The 17,286-nt window shown below is 37.0% G+C and carries 16 protein-coding genes; 13 read left to right on the forward strand and 3 right to left on the reverse strand.

The annotated features are described in order from the left end of the window. The first annotated feature begins 2 nt into the window (after nt 1-2). The 3 genes from preA (at nt 3) to ACKVEV_RS02745 (ending at nt 3,235) form a co-directional block, all read left to right on the forward strand. Nucleotides 3-1,265 carry an NAD-dependent dihydropyrimidine dehydrogenase subunit PreA gene (gene preA, locus ACKVEV_RS02735; protein WP_409368864.1) on the forward strand — a complete coding sequence of 421 codons (1,263 nt, stop codon included), beginning with the start codon at nt 3-5 and terminating at the stop codon, nt 1,263-1,265. A 217-nt stretch (nt 1,266-1,482) separates the two neighbouring features. Continuing rightward, entirely contained in the window at nt 1,483-3,003 is a 1,521-nt protein-coding gene (locus tag ACKVEV_RS02740) for an NCS1 family transporter (protein ID WP_409368865.1), read from the forward strand. A 22-nt stretch (nt 3,004-3,025) separates the two neighbouring features. Beyond that, nucleotides 3,026-3,235, forward strand: coding sequence for a hypothetical protein (locus ACKVEV_RS02745; protein ID WP_402923581.1), 210 nt, complete (start codon nt 3,026-3,028; stop codon nt 3,233-3,235). Between the two features lie 187 nt (nt 3,236-3,422). Here the strand turns inward: ACKVEV_RS02745 and ACKVEV_RS02750 are convergent, their stop codons facing one another. Then, nucleotides 3,423-4,808, reverse strand: coding sequence for an APC family permease (locus tag ACKVEV_RS02750; protein WP_409368866.1), 1,386 nt, complete (start codon nt 4,806-4,808; stop codon nt 3,423-3,425). 548 nt (nt 4,809-5,356) lie between these two features. Between ACKVEV_RS02750 and ACKVEV_RS02755 the strand changes: the two genes are divergently transcribed. From ACKVEV_RS02755 to ACKVEV_RS02770, 4 genes are all read left to right on the forward strand, one after another. Next, nucleotides 5,357-6,676: an amino acid permease gene (locus tag ACKVEV_RS02755; RefSeq protein WP_409370485.1), complete on the forward strand. Its 1,320-nt coding sequence runs from the start codon at nt 5,357-5,359 to the stop codon at nt 6,674-6,676. 352 nt (nt 6,677-7,028) lie between these two features. After that, nucleotides 7,029-8,423 carry a spore germination protein gene (locus ACKVEV_RS02760; RefSeq protein WP_409368867.1) on the forward strand — a complete coding sequence of 465 codons (1,395 nt, stop codon included), beginning with the start codon at nt 7,029-7,031 and terminating at the stop codon, nt 8,421-8,423. Nucleotides 8,424-8,522: 99 nt separating this feature from the next. Further along, nucleotides 8,523-9,545, forward strand: a complete 1,023-nt coding sequence (locus tag ACKVEV_RS02765) for a GerAB/ArcD/ProY family transporter (RefSeq protein ID WP_409370486.1) — start codon at nt 8,523-8,525, stop codon at nt 9,543-9,545. Then, on the forward strand, nt 9,542-10,654 hold the full coding sequence (locus tag ACKVEV_RS02770; protein ID WP_409368869.1) for a Ger(x)C family spore germination protein: 1,113 nt from the start codon (nt 9,542-9,544) through the stop codon (nt 10,652-10,654). The genes ACKVEV_RS02765 and ACKVEV_RS02770 overlap by 4 nt, the downstream gene beginning before the upstream one ends. 13 nt (nt 10,655-10,667) lie before the next feature. On the opposite strand, the gene ACKVEV_RS02775 is transcribed toward ACKVEV_RS02770, so the two are convergent. Together ACKVEV_RS02775 and pgeF are read right to left on the reverse strand one after the other, a co-directional pair. After that, nucleotides 10,668-10,988 carry a DUF5658 family protein gene (locus ACKVEV_RS02775; RefSeq protein ID WP_409368870.1) on the reverse strand — a complete coding sequence of 107 codons (321 nt, stop codon included), beginning with the start codon at nt 10,986-10,988 and terminating at the stop codon, nt 10,668-10,670. A 153-nt stretch (nt 10,989-11,141) separates the two neighbouring features. Further along, complete coding sequence (pgeF, locus tag ACKVEV_RS02780) at nt 11,142-11,900, reverse strand: peptidoglycan editing factor PgeF (RefSeq protein ID WP_409368871.1); 759 nt, start codon at nt 11,898-11,900, stop codon at nt 11,142-11,144. Between the two features lie 194 nt (nt 11,901-12,094). On the opposite strand from pgeF, the gene ACKVEV_RS02785 reads away from it, so the two are divergent. From ACKVEV_RS02785 to ACKVEV_RS02810, 6 genes are all read left to right on the forward strand, one after another. Then, complete coding sequence (locus ACKVEV_RS02785) at nt 12,095-12,709, forward strand: hypothetical protein (protein WP_409368872.1); 615 nt, start codon at nt 12,095-12,097, stop codon at nt 12,707-12,709. 219 nt (nt 12,710-12,928) lie between these two features. Beyond that, nucleotides 12,929-13,411 (forward strand): DUF4358 domain-containing protein, encoded by a 483-nt coding sequence (locus ACKVEV_RS02790; RefSeq protein WP_409368873.1) that lies wholly within the window; start codon nt 12,929-12,931, stop codon nt 13,409-13,411. 3 nt (nt 13,412-13,414) lie between these two features. Further along, complete coding sequence (locus ACKVEV_RS02795) at nt 13,415-14,800, forward strand: MBOAT family O-acyltransferase (RefSeq protein ID WP_409368874.1); 1,386 nt, start codon at nt 13,415-13,417, stop codon at nt 14,798-14,800. Nucleotides 14,801-14,814: 14 nt separating this feature from the next. After that, nucleotides 14,815-15,957, forward strand: coding sequence for a DHHW family protein (locus ACKVEV_RS02800; RefSeq protein ID WP_409368875.1), 1,143 nt, complete (start codon nt 14,815-14,817; stop codon nt 15,955-15,957). A gap of 90 nt (nt 15,958-16,047) precedes the next feature. After that, complete coding sequence (locus ACKVEV_RS02805; RefSeq protein ID WP_409368876.1) at nt 16,048-16,251, forward strand: hypothetical protein; 204 nt, start codon at nt 16,048-16,050, stop codon at nt 16,249-16,251. Nucleotides 16,252-16,447: 196 nt separating this feature from the next. After that, entirely contained in the window at nt 16,448-17,056 is a 609-nt protein-coding gene (locus tag ACKVEV_RS02810; protein WP_409368877.1) for a CAP domain-containing protein, read from the forward strand. The last annotated feature ends 230 nt before the right edge of the window (nt 17,057-17,286 follow it).

Here is a 17,286-nt window from a genome sequence, read left to right on the forward strand (position 1 = left end):
ACATGGCAGATTTACGAATTGATTTAGCGGGGATAAAATCACCAAATCCATTTTGGCTTGCATCGGCACCGCCTACGAACTCGGGCTATCAAGTGCAGCGTGCATTTGAAGCAGGATGGGGAGGTGCCGTGTGGAAAACATTGGGAGAACCAATTTTAAATGTTTCTTCACGTTTTGCAGCGGTTAGTTATAACGGACAACGTGTAGCAGGTTTCAATAACATTGAGTTAATTACCGATCGACCATTAGAAGTCAATTTAAAAGAGATTTATGAAACGAAAAAGAGGTTCCCTGATCATGCCATTATTGCTTCCCTTATGGTAGAACCAAAGCAAGAAAAGTGGCATGAAATTGTCAAACGAGTAGAAGATGTGGGGGTAGATGGACTTGAGCTTAACTTTGGTTGTCCACATGGCATGGCAGAACGAGGAATGGGCTCCGCCTCTGGTCAAGTACCTGAATTGGTGGAAAAGCAAACGTATTGGGTAAAAGAAGCAGCGCGTACACCAGTTATTGTGAAGCTAACGCCTAATATTACAGATATAACTGTAACAGCTGAAGCGGCAACAAGGGGTGGCGCAGATGCCATTAGTATGATTAATACGATTAACAGCTTAGCAGGTGTTGATTTAGATACTTGGAATACAGTACCGCATGTTGCGGGGAAAGGTGCACATGGTGGTTATTGTGGTCCAGCTGTAAAACCGATTGCCCTTAATATGGTAGCAGAGTGTGCTCGTAGTCAGCTCATTAATGTTCCGATATCGGGTATTGGTGGTATTTCGAATTGGCAAGATGCGGCTGAGTTTATCTTAATGGGTGCAACAGGTGTGCAAGTATGTACTGCAGCGATGCATCACGGGTTTAGCATTGTCGAAGATATGATTGATGGATTAAATAATTATCTAGACGACAAAGGAATTGCATCCGTTATGGATTTAGTCGGTCGCTCGGTGTCCCGTTATTCAGATTGGGGCAATTTAGATTTAAACTATAAAATCGTTGCAGAAATTAATAATGATGTTTGTATTAATTGTAATAAGTGCCATATTGCATGCGAAGATACGTCTCACCAATGTATCGATTTATATACGGAAAACGGAGTACCAAAGTTAAAAGTACGAGAAGAAGATTGCGTCGGTTGTAATTTGTGCTCCATTGTATGTCCTGTAGAGGGTGCGATTACAATGGTCGAAAGAAAATCTGCTATTGCGCCTATGACTTGGAATGAACGCCAATTGTTAATGAGTAGTCTATCTAAATAAAACATTCGACTGTTAGTTAGTAACTGTTATTCCACCTTGCTTTAGTGTTTGTTTTTCTAAAGGGAGAGAGCTTCATGTAGTTGTCACGGAAAATTTTATTCAGCATGTACTTTGCTTGAATGAAATCATGCAATTGGCACAGTCACGAATCATGACAAGCAGTTATTATGTAGATGTCTGTGCCAAATGCATAATCTATTAAAAAGGAGCGAAATGTATGGAACATGACGGGAATTATTTGAAATCCCCTGATTTACTTCCAGTGACACATCAACAAAGAAATATTGGAACATTCGGTTTTGCAGTTATTTGGATAGGGATGGCGATTGTCTTAGCGGCATTTGCAATTGGCGGTTCTGCAATTATGAGTTTGCCGTTGCCAATGGTTATTTTAGCTACGTTAATTGGTTCGTGTTTAATCGGTGTATTTATGACGTTAATTGGTGATATAGGCATTGAACATGGCTTGTCCTTTCCTGTCTATATGCGGGCTCCTTTCGGTACGTTTGGAACACATATTCCATCTTTAGTTCGAGGTGTGACAGCAGCCTGTTGGTTTGGTATCAACACATATTTCGGAGCTATGGCCATTAACGGAATTTTAAATTTATTATTTGACTTTAATAATTGGTTTTTATGTTTTCTTGTCTTTGCTGCCCTTCAATTATTTAATACTTCGTTAGGCATTAAATCAATTGAGCGGTTTGCCGATTTAGCCGCACCGATCATCATATTGATCTCTTGTTGGATGTATATAACTTTAGCAGATGCTGCCACTACTCAAGGAAAAGATATTTGGACTTGGGTCGAGACGCCAACGACAGGTGTAGCGGCATTTACAGCTTTTATGATTGTCATTATGGCGAATATGGGCTTCTGGGCTACATTAGCTGCCGATATGCCGTCCCTTTCTCGCTTTTTTAAAGCACCAAAAAATGAGCGCAATTGGTTTAAACGCAATAAAACTCAGTTAGTTGGTTCGTTAATCGTCATGCCAATTACGAATACGTTTATCGTTACAATCGGAGCGGTTTGTTATATGGCTGTGGCGTCCGCTGATCCAATAAACGCTTTACAGCAAAGTGCTAGTGGCATTATATTAGGGATTCTTTTATTAATGATCGTTTTAGCACAATGGTCAACGAATACTTCTGCTAATGTCATACCGGCAGCAACTATATTCTCCAATATAGGCGGCCCTAAAGTACCTTTCTGGGTAGGTGTTGTGATTGCAGGAGTTATTGGGATTCTTGCACAGCCATGGAGCTTATTTGATGTTTTAGTGAATGCGCTATTAATTATAGGTGGTATTTTAACAGCAATAGTCGGTATTTTATTTGCCGATTATTATTTGATTCGTAAACGACGTGTACATGTAAAAGATTTGTATGAGCTAAATGGCCAATTCAAATATATGAGAGGTTTTAATTTAGCTGGGTTAATTGCTTGGATTATTGGAGGGGCAGTGGCGAATGTTTTTTCTGCGTATTCGTCGCTAGTTGGCTTTATTGTAGGCGCACTCGTGTACTATGTGTTAGCCAAGTATTGGTGGTTCAAAAAGTATCCTCAAGCTGAACTAGACGATCCAAGCGATGCAAAATATTTAGGAATTACTGCTGGTCACAACTTGGATGAACTATTTAGGGAAGAATTTGGGCAACAGTCAGCAGTTGGTTCAGAGGATGTGGAAACTGGAGAGCAAGCGGATCCAGTACTCGAAATAAAAGGTGCTGAGTAGCCAGTAAAAGAGGGGTGAAGGTATGTCAGATTATTTACAAAGTACGGAGGAAATCAAAAAGGTTGATGACTTTTTAGACAATGGCTTTAAAATTCAATACGTGTATGAAAATTTAAGTGGTATGTTTGTAGAGTTTGCACGGCAAGAGGAAGTTGTGCATTTACAAATCCTTACAGCGGATGCCCGCAAATATTTTGCGGCAAAACTTCAGGAGCAAACATTATTGCAGTGAATTAACTGAATTTTGAGAATTGTTTCGGTGCCTGGCACTCTGGGGGCACGTTGTAAGCCGCAGCTAACACGCGATCGCGTAGTTGGTTGCGGCTTACTTTTGCGTGTTCCCTCGAGAAACTAAGTGGATTTATTTGATTTAACTAAAAATTTCAGAATTGTTTGGGTGCCTGGCACTTACTTGGCATTTACTTCATTGTACTGTGCTTGATTCCGTATAAAAAGTACACGATTAAGCCCAATAGAAACCAAAGTCCGCATGCAATCCATGTATGAACAGATAGTTGGGAAATTAAAAATAAACACATTAAGAATGATAAAATTGGTATGATTGGGAAGAATGGTACTTTAAACCCGCCTGCTGGGATATTTTTATTTTTACGTAAAAAAATCACGCCAATAGAGACGATTGTGAAAGCTACTAGCGTACCCATATTGACAAGCTCTGTAAGTTTGGACAATGGCAGGAAGCCTGCACAGAAAGCGACAAGGACAGCATATATCCATGTGTTCTTCACGGGTGTTTTATATTTGGGACTGAGCTCTGCCATACTTTTTGGTAGTAGACCGTCACGACCTAGTGCATACAGTAAACGTGTTCCACCGTAGGACATGACAAGAATAACTGTCATCATACCTATTACAGCACCTAATGAAATGATACCTGCAGTCCAATCTTGATGAACGAGTTGCATAACATAGCTGACAGGATCGCTTACGTTTAACGCTGAATAAGGAACCATCCCAGTTAGAACAAGGGAAACAACGATGTATAGTACCGTACAGATTAAAATCGACCCGATAATGCCAATAGGCATATTACGTTGAGGATTTTTTACTTCTTCAGCTGCAGAAGAAACAGCATCAAACCCAAGATAGGCGAAAAATACAAGTGCTGCGCCACCCAATACACCGCTCACACCGAATGGTAGAAATGGCTGCCAGTTTGTTGGTTCAACATAAAATATACCAACGCCAATAAATAGCAAAATTACTGCAACTTTTAAGATGACCATAATGGAATTTAATCTAGTTGATTCTTTTATGCCGATCATTAAGAAATAGGCAGTAACAAATATGATGACGATTGCAGGTAAATTGACATACGTACCTTCGGAGGGATTGAATGAACCTGAAATGGCTGTAGGAATGGAAATATGAAATCCAGCAAGTAGAGAGCTTAAATACGATGACCATCCGGTTGCAACGGCTGCAACAGCTAAGCCATATTCTAATAGCAATGCCCAGCCGACTAACCAAGCAACGATTTCACCAAAGACAATATAGCCATAGGTGTAAGCACTACCTGTAACAGGTACACTTGAAGAAAATTCAGAATAGCACATGCCTGCTAATGCGCAGACGATTGCTGCAATAATAAAAGAGAAGACAATACCAGGCCCGGCATGAGTAGCTGCAACTGTTCCAGGTAAGATGAAAATTCCTGTTCCTACAATAGCGCCGACGCCAAGCAATATAAGATCAAAAGCCCCTAATGACTGTTTGAGCTGAACGGTTCCTTCATTCTTTAATAAATCCGTAATATTTTTTCTTCTAAATAATAAATTTCTCACATGTAAGCCTCTTTTTCATAGAAATATGTAAAAATAGTATACTTTTTTTACTTTCAGGTCAATTATTTTTACTAAATGACGATTCTTTAGTTGGAATTTTTAGAAAAAATAAAAAATAATTAACGTTCACCGTATTTAATTATGCCGAAAAAAATTATTTTGAATATTCCGAAATAATGAATTGGTATGCATGAAAGGCCTTTATTTTTGTCAACGTAAGTTATTCGAATTCATTAAGTCAGTAAGTTATAAGAAGTTTGTGAAGTGATAGAACGAGCAATTGGCTAGTTTGTAAATTGTTGAATTTCCTTGCTGTGTAAGGATTTTACGTGTATACAAAATGAATGAGGTACGTTCAGCATATGCCTGCTTTAAATCCAACTAGAAGTTTGTAAATAGTTGTTTTTCCTAAAAATACATTTGTATTTTCGGAAAGAATTTATTATTATTTATATAGTAATTTATTGAAGCAATATTAAGGTAGAAAGAGGCGTATACAAGTGGCGAACAAAGAATTAAAGAGAGGGTTGGAGGCGCGTCATATTCAGATGATTGCTCTTGGTGGAACGATAGGTGTAGGTCTATTTATGGGTTCTGCTAGTGCGATTCAGTGGACTGGCCCGTCTGTGCTCCTTGCGTATGCTATATCAGGCATTTTTATATTTTTTATTATGCGAGCAATGGGTGAGATGCTCTATGTAGAGCCAAGTACAGGTTCATTTGCAACATTTGGTTATAAATATATCCACCCTTTAGCAGGTTATTTAACAGCATGGAGTAACTGGTTCCAGTGGGTGATTGTCGGAATGTCCGAAATTATAGCAGTCGGCACGTACATGCAGTATTGGTATCCTGATTTACCTGCATGGATTCCAGGATTGATTGCTATGGTGATACTAGCTGTAGCTAACTTCATTTCAGTAAAATCATTCGGGGAATTTGAGTTTTGGTTTGCGATGATTAAAATCGTCACAATTGTACTAATGATTGTGGCGGGTATTGGCCTTATTTTCTTTGGCTTTGGTAATGACGGCATGCCAATTGGTTTATCCAATTTGTGGTCACATGGCGGCTTCTTCACAGGCGGATGGACAGGGTTCTTCTTTGCACTTTCTTTAGTTGTTGCCGCATACCAAGGGGTCGAACTAATCGGAATTACAGCTGGTGAGGCAAAAAATCCTCAAACAACGATTACGAATGCGATACAAAGTATTATTTGGCGTATTTTGATTTTCTATATCGGTGCAATTTTTATTATTGTAACGGTTTATCCATGGGATGAATTAGGCACGATTGGCAGTCCGTTTGTTGCGACTTTTGCAAAAGTCGGGATTACTGCGGCAGCCGGCATTATCAACTTTGTCGTCATTACTGCAGCTATGAGTGGCTGTAATAGTGGGATTTACAGTGCTGGTCGTATGCTTTATACACTGGCGATGAATGGTCAAGCTCCTAAGTTTTTTGCAAAAATTTCGAGTAACGGTGTGCCGATCTTAGGTACTGCTGGCGTATTAGTTGGCTTAGTCGTAGGCGTCATCTTAAGTTATATTGCACCAGAAAACCTATTTGTCTATGTTTATAGTGCAAGTGTTCTTCCTGGGATGATACCGTGGTTTATCATTTTAATTAGTCAGATTCGCTTCCGCAAAGAAAAGGGAGCGCAAATGGAAAACCACCCATTCAAAACACCGTTAGCGCCACTGACAAACTATGCAACAATAGCATTTTTAGTAATGGTGCTGATCGGAATGTGGTTTAATGACGATACACGCGTTTCATTAATTGTTGGGATTATTTTCTTGGCACTTGTCACATTAAGCTACTATGTGTTCGGTATAGGCAAAAGTAGACCTGAACGTACAAAATAATAGACAATGGTGTATCACTTGTATTAGCTATACTGAAAGAGTGTAGTCAAACTCCAATTTATTCGAGTTTGTCCACACTCTTTTTTATTTTGCATTATAGATGCTATTCGTTTTTAAAGCGGCAGAAACAAAGCGGAAGTTTTGAAGGAAACCGAAGCATCGCCTACAAAGTAAACATAATTTTATGCTCAAAATACTTCCTATTTAGATTACCTTTTAGCCCAATTTTAGAGCTATAGGATACATATTTTTTCAGAAAAAGGACAAACTACATAAAAAATATTGCGTATTGTGCTATTAAGTATAATCAGGCGTTTGCCAGTAAGCAACGTTTATAAGGGGGGAGTAGGGCATGGAAGAAAAAGAACAGCAAGTGATCGACAACATAAAGCAGCAAACGCAAGATATTGATGATGTAATTTTTAAAAAAATGGCGACAGATGCAGGTGTTGTGACGATTATATATTTCTCCTCTCTTATTGAGAAAATGACCTTACAAACGATGGTTTTCATTCCGTTAACAAATCATATTAATCAAATTTTTCAAGTATCCGAGAAAGTTGACCTTGAAGATATGGATGTCATTTTACAAAAATTAAATGCGGGTCAAACATTACTATTTTTCCACAAACCTGCTTTATTACAAGTGATTGATACGTATAGTGCCCCAACACGATCCATAACAAATACGGAAACAGAGTCAACCGTTATTGGACCGCAGGATGCATTTACAGAATCATTAGAAACGAATATTTCATTATTAAAAAGACGTATTCAAAACCCAGTGTTGAAAAATGAAATACGTACTGTTGGCACTGAAACGAATATTAAAATTTCTATTATGTATATGGAAGATATTGTTAATATGGAGAATCTCGATACTTTAAGAAATCGACTTGATAACTTACAATATCCTTTTTTTTCAGATATATCGGAGCTAAAACAATTAATTGAGGATAATCCGTTATCTCCATTCCCACAGTACTATATGAGTGTTCGTCCAGATAGTGTAAGCCAATATCTTATTGATGGACGAATTGTGGTATTTATGGATAATAGCCAGGCAGCTATAGTTTGTCCTACATCATTTTTTGAGATGTTTGTTTCTGTTGAAGATTATTATAACCGTTGGACAACGGCATCTTTGCTACGGATGCTACGATTTTTTGGTTTTTTCCTAACCATTATGATTACACCGATGTATATATCTGCTTTGACATTCCATCCGGAAGTTTTACCGTATGAACTATTGTTAAATCTGCAGGAATCAAGAAGTAAAGTACCGTTTCCGCCCCTAATAGAAGTATTGTTTATTGAATTAATCATCGAAGTATTGCGTGAAGCCGGATCACGAATGCCAGCAAAAGTCGGTCAAACGATTGGTATCGTAGGAGGTATCGTAATTGGAACAGCGGCGGTTGAAGCTGGGTTACTAAGTAATATATTAATTGTTTTAGTTGCAACATCTGCTTTACTTTCATTCCTTCCACCAATTTTTTTATTAGCGAATACAAGTAGATTTGTTCGTTATATATTTATTTTATCTGCAGGACTTTTTGGGTTATATGGCCTTATGCTGGCATTTGCCTGGTTATTTACGCACTTATTACGATTAAATTCGTTAGGTACACCCTATATGACGCCTTTTGTGCCGCGAAGTGCTAGCGATTTACTTGATAGTATTATTCGCTTTCCAACTAAATATATAAAAGCAAAGAAGGGTATTTCGAGAGCGCAAAAAAAATAATCGTTTTTACAGAATTTGAGGTGGTTACAGTTGAGTACAGCTACGAGTAAGCCCAAGCTTTTAAATAGATATCATGTCGTTTTTTTAGCACAAAGTGTAATGATTGGTACCGGCATTCTCTCACTACCTCAACAACTTAGTTCATTAGGATATAGCCAAGCATTTATGCCACTACTTTTTGGCGTGATTGCAAGTATTACTCTTTATCCAATGATTTGGATTAATGGAAAATATCCTAGTGCCAACTTATTTCAGATAAATGAAATTTTACTCGGAAAATGGTTTGGTAAATTCATAAATACTTTACTAATTATACAATTAATAACTTTTAGTGCGGGCATTATTAGTGATTATATGCATCTAATTCAAAGCACTGCCTTGCAGGAGCAAACAATTACAGGACCTGTGTTGTGTTTTTTACTAATGCTTGTGTACATTGTAAGTGGAGGCATTAAGTCGATTGCACGGTTTTGTATATTGACGTTTTTTCTAACAATCGGCATGGTGTATTTTACACATTGGGCTTTTGAAAAAGGTAGTATAAGTCATTTTTTACCTTTATTTAATTTTTTCAGCATAAATGATTTTTATGAGGCTTTTAAAAAGGGCTATTTATCAATATTAGGTTATGAGTTAATTATGTTTTATTATCCGTATATTGTCGATCAAAAAAAAGCATATCGTCATTCTTTAATCGGTATTTGGATTAGTATTAGCCTTTGTTTTATTACGACAGCGATTAGTGTGATGTATTATTCCGAATGGCAGCTAGAAAATGTAGAGTTTTCCGTTTTGAATTTATTTAAAGCGGGTGAGTTTTCCTTTATTGAAAGGATTGATATTTTCGGTATTACATTATGGGTGTTTTTAATTTTTTCTACTGTAGCTGCCTATTTATGGTGTGCCAAAAAAGGTGTAGATTCGTTAGTTTCTAAAAAGAGTAATGTTTACTTATATATTTTAGCTGCAATTATTTTCTTTATTGTGAAAATGCCCTCTTCAAGGGATTTTCAAGAAAAACTATTTACTGCTACCTATTACGTGGGCTATATGCTAATTTTGTGGCCTGTATTTTTAATCATTGTTTATGTAATTCGAAAAAAGAAGCAGGTGCAATTATGAGCAAAAAACTTCTTTACCTCATATTTTGTATACAACTGTTACTATTGACTGCTTGTGCGGAGAAAGAAAAAAAAGTGCCACTTGAAGATGTTGGTATGGTTGGGATAATTGCCTTTGATTATATGGATAATGACAATATGAAACTTACGGTCGCCATTCCACAATATTCACCTGAAGCGCAACGTAGCACACAAACGTTTACAGTTGTCACGGAACTTGTATCCAATGGCGTTGTTGAAATTGAAAAGCTTTCAGACAAAAAAATTGTCTTCAATCAATTACGTGTTGTGTTGTTTAATGAAGAGTTTGCACGTAAAGGGAATGTGCGAAAAGTGATTCAGCATTTATATCGTAATGCTGAAGTTGGTAATAAAGTGTTGATTGCGATTGTGAAGGAAAAAGGCGAGGAGATGCTAAAATATAACTATCCCGACAAGCCCAATATTAACTTTTATTTAAATGATTTATTGCAACCGAGCATTAATACGGCATTTAATCCGAATACAAACATCCATGATTTTATGTATACTATTACAAATCCAGTGTTCGACCCGATTATGCCGTTTATTGATAAAACAAATGATAAAATTGAAGTTAAAGGGGTAGCTGTTTTTAAAGATGGCCACATGTTTGAATTAATAACGCCAAATGAGGCACTTATTATTCAGGCAATACAAGGACGAAAAAACCTTGCTCCATTAGACATTAGTATGGAACAAGGGCATGGTAAAGAGAAATTGCTGATTGATTTAGTGCAAAATGACGTCCATATTGTGAGTAATAAAAGTATGACTTCACCTAAGCTCACAATCTCTATATCGTTAAAAGGAACATTAAGTGAGTATAAAGGCGAAAGAGAGAATGATTTATTTACAACGCAAAGTATAGCGGATTTAGAAAAAGACATAAATAAAGAACTAGAGCAAGATATTAAAAAGTTTTTAACTAAGCTTAATGAATGGCAAGTAGATCCAAGTGGATTAAGTGAATATTTCCGCATGTATTATCATGGCAAATGGACACCTGAAAAGAAGAGGGAAATTCTTAGTAAAGTAGCAATCGATGTACATGTGAAAACATCGGTTATTAGTACGGGCACATTAAAATAAGCATGCATAAATATTAAAGGGCAGTGAGCCAATACAAATGTAAACATAAAATGAATGTGTAAAGCATGAAAATAGCTGCTAAACTAATCGTATATAGTTGTTGGAAACGACGGCCGCTCAACCTATAAATGAAATAGGAGAGATACGAAATGGACAATGATAGTGATATTTTCACTGTGAGAAATAATGCAGGGCTTGATACCCACAAAACGTGCATAATCGGGTTTAATTCTTCAATTTTATTGTGCAGTAATCCAAAATGTGTCGCTATACCATCCAAAATATTTAATAATGAAATGAGCAAGCTAAGTAACATAATCCAAGGTAATGGCATTAAAATTCTCCTATACAAATAAATGATCATGTTATATAGGATAGCCATGTGTAGCGCAGTTTAAGATTATATTTAACGAAAACATATTAAAGAAAGGCAATTTATCACTGTTGGACAATGTGATAAATTGCCTTTTTACATGTTCGAGACAGTTTATTTGCGCATAATAAAGCTCAAATGTCTGCCGCTTTTTTTATCTTGACGGTAGGAGAAACCTTCATCACTAAGGAACGTACACGTTTGATCAATGGTAATGTGATGGGACGGAATGCCAGCGAGCTCACATTGTTTCTTAACCGTTTGCTGATTATCGATGTGGTACTTAGTTGTTTGTGCATTGTAATACATAAAATCATCGGCATAGCCTAGTCGATGAAATTTTTCATAAACATCGGCATCTACCTCAAATTTCTGCTGGCTCAGTGCCATCCCGATGTGCACGTGGAAATCTTGAGGATTGCAGTGTTCTGTATTGATTAAATGTTGGAAAAGTTGCAATGTTATTTCCTTAACGGTTCCTTGCCAGCCGGAATGAATAACGCCAATAACACCTTGCTGTTCGTTATAAAAAATAACCGGTACGCAATCTGCCGTAAAACTACAAAGCATTAAACCTTTTTCAAATGTATAGAGCGCATCCGTATTGGGGATGGCTGTCTCTTGTTGCAGAGCACCTAAGCCTTTATCGGCCAATGTCGCTCGATGGAAATTAGCACTATGTGTTTGCTCCGTACAAATCAAATCATTGACATCGCATTGTAAGGTAGCGGCTAATTTTTTTCGATTGTTGATCACATTATCTGGGCTAGTGCAGACATGTAATGCCATGTTGTTTTGTTCAAGTGCCGTCATATCTTTTAAGGTAGTACCTGCTATGAATTGCTCATTGTTGTAATAAATTTTCGTTTTCATATCATCACCCCGTTTAACTATATCGAATTGCATTGCCAATGTATAGCTTATGCAATAGGTTTCGGCTCTTACAGGCTAAATGACTCACGCTATTTTGTGCTTACTTGCTTTGAACTGACATAATAGATTCCTCCCACGTCATACAGTAACAAAGTAGAGCTTTCGATTACGCAAGTTTAAAAGGAGCGTGTAGGATGAATCAAAATTATTTTCTATTGATTTGCCAACTAGGTATGGGACTTTTTTGGATTTTAACATACATACTGATTATCAAACGAGGCTTTCAAGATGAGAAATATGGTATGCCGATGGTGGCCATCTGTGCCAATATTTCATGGGAATTTATTTTTACATTTATATTTCCTCAAAATGATTTACAAAGGGGTATATCGTTTATTTGGTTTGTCCTAGACCTTGTCATTATGTGGCAATATTTAATATACGGTCGCAACGAATATAAAAAGAAGTTGTCGCTAAAACTGTTTTATAGCTCCTTCCTATTTACACTTATAGTTAGCTTTTTCATGATTTTGGCGCTCTCCCATGAGCTACACGATATGGAAGGGAAATACGCGGCATTTTTACAAAATTTAATGATGTCTGGGCTATTTATCGGTTTATTACTTGGCAGAGGTAGTATCGCAGGACAATCTATGTCCATTGCAATTTGTAAAATGATTGGGACATTATTTGCGGCAGTCGGTTTCTTTTTATACTTTAGAACGCCGTTGATTTCGATTACCTCAATGGCTACCTTTATGTATGATGTGCTATATATTGGATTAGTATATCGCTTAGCAAGGAAATAACCTTAAGAAAAAGATACATCGGAAACAGCGTCGATGTATCTTTTTTTATGGTTATTTTTACATAGTGAAGAGATAGCATGTAAGTATTTACTATTATAAGGGCATTATGTAAATGTAGTGAATCATAAAAATTTATAAAAAAAAACATTTTTTTATGTAACGTAAGTAGATGAGTCACGTCTACTCTCATTGAATCACAATGAAAAAGGAGTTTTTAACATGAAAAAAACAATTATGATTTTATTAACAGCGATGCTTGCTATGGTCATTTCAGCTTGCGCTGGCGATAAAGAATCGACAGTTGAAGTAAAACAATCTGCAAAGGAAATCGCAGATCAAATGTTAGAAAAAGTGGAGCAACCGGCTTTTATGGAATTATCGGCGCAAGAATTAAAGGATGTGTACAATATTGATGCAGCAAAGCTTGCGGATTATTCAGTACGTATACCGCTGATGAATGTTAAATCAAATGAACTTGCTATATTGAAAGTAAAGGATGCGAAAGATATTCCAGCTATCGAAGCTGCAGTAAAAAAGCGTGCAGAAGATGCTCAAAAACCATTTGAACATTATTTACCAGACCAATATGAAAATGCGAAAAACTATCAAGTCATTACAAAAGGGAATTATGTGTTATTCGTTATTTCTGATAGAGCGGATGAGCTAATTAAAGTGTACGAAAGCTTCTTCAAAACAAAATAACAGATGGTATTTAGTAGCCTGCTCTTTCTATTCGTTTTTTTGCCAATCGTGCTAATGCTTTATTATAGTTCGCCTCGCAAAATTAGAAATTTTATTTTGTTTTTTATGAGTTTAATTTTTTATGCATGGGGCGAACCGGTTTATATCGTCATCATGCTTGTGTCTACGCTCACGGATTTTAGTTTTGGTCTGTTATTAGATAAACCAACTATGTCATCCGTCAAAAGAAAGGGCATTGTTGTCTGCTCTATTATTGTGAATTTACTGTTGTTATCTTATTTTAAGTATGCTGACTTTTTAATCCACAATATAAATGCTTTACTCGGTACGGAAATTCCGTTAACGGACCTTCCTTTACCAATAGGCATTTCCTTTTATACCTTCCAATCAATGTCTTATATTATTGATGTGTATCGAGGTACAGCGAAAGCACAGCGTAATTGGTTGGATTTCGGGACGTTTGTTGCGTTGTTCCCACAATTAGTGGCAGGACCCATCGTGACGTATAATACGATTGCCGAGCAACTGCAACACCGAACGGAAAGTATGACGATGTTTGCTGAAGGGGTACGACGCTTTATTATCGGCTTAGCCAAAAAAGTGCTTTTAGCAAATAATATCGGTTTACTGTGGGACACGATTTCTAGCTCTAATTTACAAACGATGCCGATGTTGACAGCTTGGTTAGGAATAATCGCGTTTGCCTTCCAAATTTATTTTGATTTTAGTGGCTATTCTGATATGGCGATAGGACTTGGTTTAATGTTTGGTTTTCGCTTTAACGAAAATTTTAACAAGCCATATATTGCCCAAAGTATTACGGACTTTTGGAGAAGATGGCATATATCACTAAGTACATGGTTCCGAGATTATGTGTACATTCCGCTTGGTGGCAATCGTCGAGGATTAGCTATACAAATGCGCAATATACTTATTGTTTGGATACTTACTGGCTTTTGGCATGGCGCAAGTTGGAATTTTATTTGGTGGGGGTTGTACTTTGGTATCATCCTCATAGTTGAAAAATGGTGGGGCTTAACATTGCTAGCTCGTTTACCTCGCTGGATACGACATATGTATGCCATCATCCTCATTTTAATTGGATGGGTGCTGTTCGCCTTTGATCAGCCATCTTTAATAGGCGAATATTTGGCAGCTATGTTCGGATTTAATGGGCAATCACTATGGAATAACGATACTGGGTACTATTTATATACGAACATCGTGCTGTTACTCGTGCTCGTTATCGCTTCATTACCGATGAAATTATGGCGCAAAAAAAGTGATTTATCTTACCTTCAAGTTGGCTGGTATTGTATGTTGTATTTTCTTTCCATCGCTTATTTAGTCGACGCTACGTTTAATCCATTTTTATATTTTCGTTTTTAAGGAGGTAGCCAAATATGAAGCAAAAAGCAGAGCGATTATTAGTCTTCAGTTTTATCGGTGCGATGTTGTTCTTCGCTCTCCTGTTTTTCATTTTGCCTCATCAGCGCTTCTCCGAATTGGAAAACAGATATTTACAAGCAGTACCACGTTTAACATGGGATCATGTGTTGTCTAAAAAATATGCCGAAGAAGCGGAGCGTTTCGTAACAGACCATTTTCCATTTCGCGATAAATGGTTGGGGGTTAAATCAATAGTGGAACAAGGTCGCTTGCAACAAGAGAACAATAACATCTACAAAGGCAAAGACGGTTATTTATTCGACAAGTTTACAAAGCCGGATGAGGTGCAAGTGCAGCAAGAGATAGAAGCGGTCAAGCAATTTGCCCTCAACCATCCAAACGTAAACATGACATTTATGCTCGCTCCGACTTCCATTGGTTTATATCCAGAGCGCTTACCGTGGCTGGCTCCAGTGTATTCACAAAAGAAAGTCAATCAGTGGATAGAAGAGCAGTTGCACAATGATGTAACATTTATCAATGGTTTTGATTTTTTAGCACCACATGCATCCGAAGCAATCTATTATCGTACAGACCATCATTGGACGACATATGGCGCTTATTTGGCCTATGTTGCGTATGCACAGCAAAAGGGTTGGAAGCCCCTTTCACAGAGTGAGTTTAAGATTGAAACGGTTAGTCATTCATTTCTCGGTAGCTATCATACGCGTAGTCAGTTTGCAGGCGTATCGCCCGATCAGATGCAAGCCTATATACCGCGCATGCCAGTAAAAACAGAGATGTATATCGCAGATACTAATCAAACTTTCACAACAATGTATGATAAAAGCTTTCTTACGAAAAAAGATCAATATTCTTATTTCTTAGGTGGCGTGCATGCGCTGATGAAGCTTACGACAAAGCTAGACCAACAGCAAATGGACCAACAGAAGTTACTAATTATTAAAGATTCATATGCTCATAACGTCATTCCGTTTCTAACAAATCATATTTCCGAAATACATGTCATTGACTTGCGCTATTATAACGGTAATATAACGCAGTATATGGCTGAAAACGGTATTGAAGATGTGCTGTTTTTATTTAATACGACGACTTTCGTAGAAGATACGTCCATCTTGAAAATCAATAAGTAAAGTAGTTCAAAGCATACTGGGAGCATTCCTAGTATGCTTTTTTATCTTTGGAACGTTCTCTACTTGTGATAAGCGCGTGGTGAAGGCTTTGTGGCGGTTGTCGAGGTTTTCGTGGCGATTGGTGAGGGCTTTGTGGCGGTTGCCAGTGTTTTTGTGGCGATAGGCGAGGGCTTTGTGGCGCTTGCTAGTGTTTTCATGGCGATTGCCAAGTTTTCACCATTAATTAGCTATAAAAATTCTATTTATTGGTTGATGATGTGTGAAATGGTTTTAAATCTACTGTATTTTTTATAGTAATTTATTCCTATTACAACTATATTTCAAATATATTACTAATCAGTTGTGCAAAAAGGCCGTTCTTTTAGTAATCGATACGTCCATTATGTCGGATGTAATACAATTGTAAAAATCCTTCCAAATATTTAGTGATGAATTATGTTGGAAAACTATTTACCATGAAAATAGAGCAAAACAGGAAGGAATGATTTACATGTTTAAAAAAGTAAAAAAAGTAGCGATGGCATCTGTATTATCGGTTGCATTATTAGTACCGATTAGCGCGATGGCAGCTGATTCATATACAGTAGTAGCAGGTGATTCTCTTTGGAAAATTGCCGTAAAAACACAAACAGGTGTACAGGAATTAATTGATGCGAATCCTCAATTAGCAAATCCTGATCAAATAAATATAGGTCAAAAAATTAATATTCCTACAAATGAGCAAGCATCTGTCGAACAAGAAGTAGTAAAGCTTGTCAATGCTGAACGAGCAAAAGCAGGGCTTCCAGCATTAAAAGAAGATTGGGAGCTTTCTAGAGTAGCTAAGTATAAAGCTCAAGATATGCATGATAAACATTATTTCGACCATACAAGTCCAACGTATGGCACACCATTTAAGATGATGAAAAACTTTGGCATTACGTATAAATCAGCTGGAGAAAATATTGCCAAAGGTCAACAATCAGCAACTGAAGTAGTCAATGCATGGATGAACAGTGCTGGGCACCGAGCAAATATTTTAAACAAAAACTATACGCATATCGGTGTAGGATTTGTGAAAGACGGGAACTACTGGTCTCAAATGTTTATCCAAAAATAATGTAATAGGAACTGCTTCTAAATTAGGAGCAGTTTTTTTGCATACTATCATGACTAACTTCAAATAATGCTTGTTGAAAAAATAAAGAGTGTATATTATTTTATAAATCAATAAGAATACTGTAATTTATCGAATATTTTCTAAGAAAGGGATAGAAGATGATGTTATGAAAAAAACATTATACTTCAATGTACAGGTTGCATGAAAAATAAAAACGAGATACATATTTT

The sequence above is a fragment of the Lysinibacillus sp. 38-6 genome, from assembly GCF_046245175.1.
Taxonomy (GTDB): domain Bacteria; phylum Bacillota; class Bacilli; order Bacillales_A; family Planococcaceae; genus Lysinibacillus.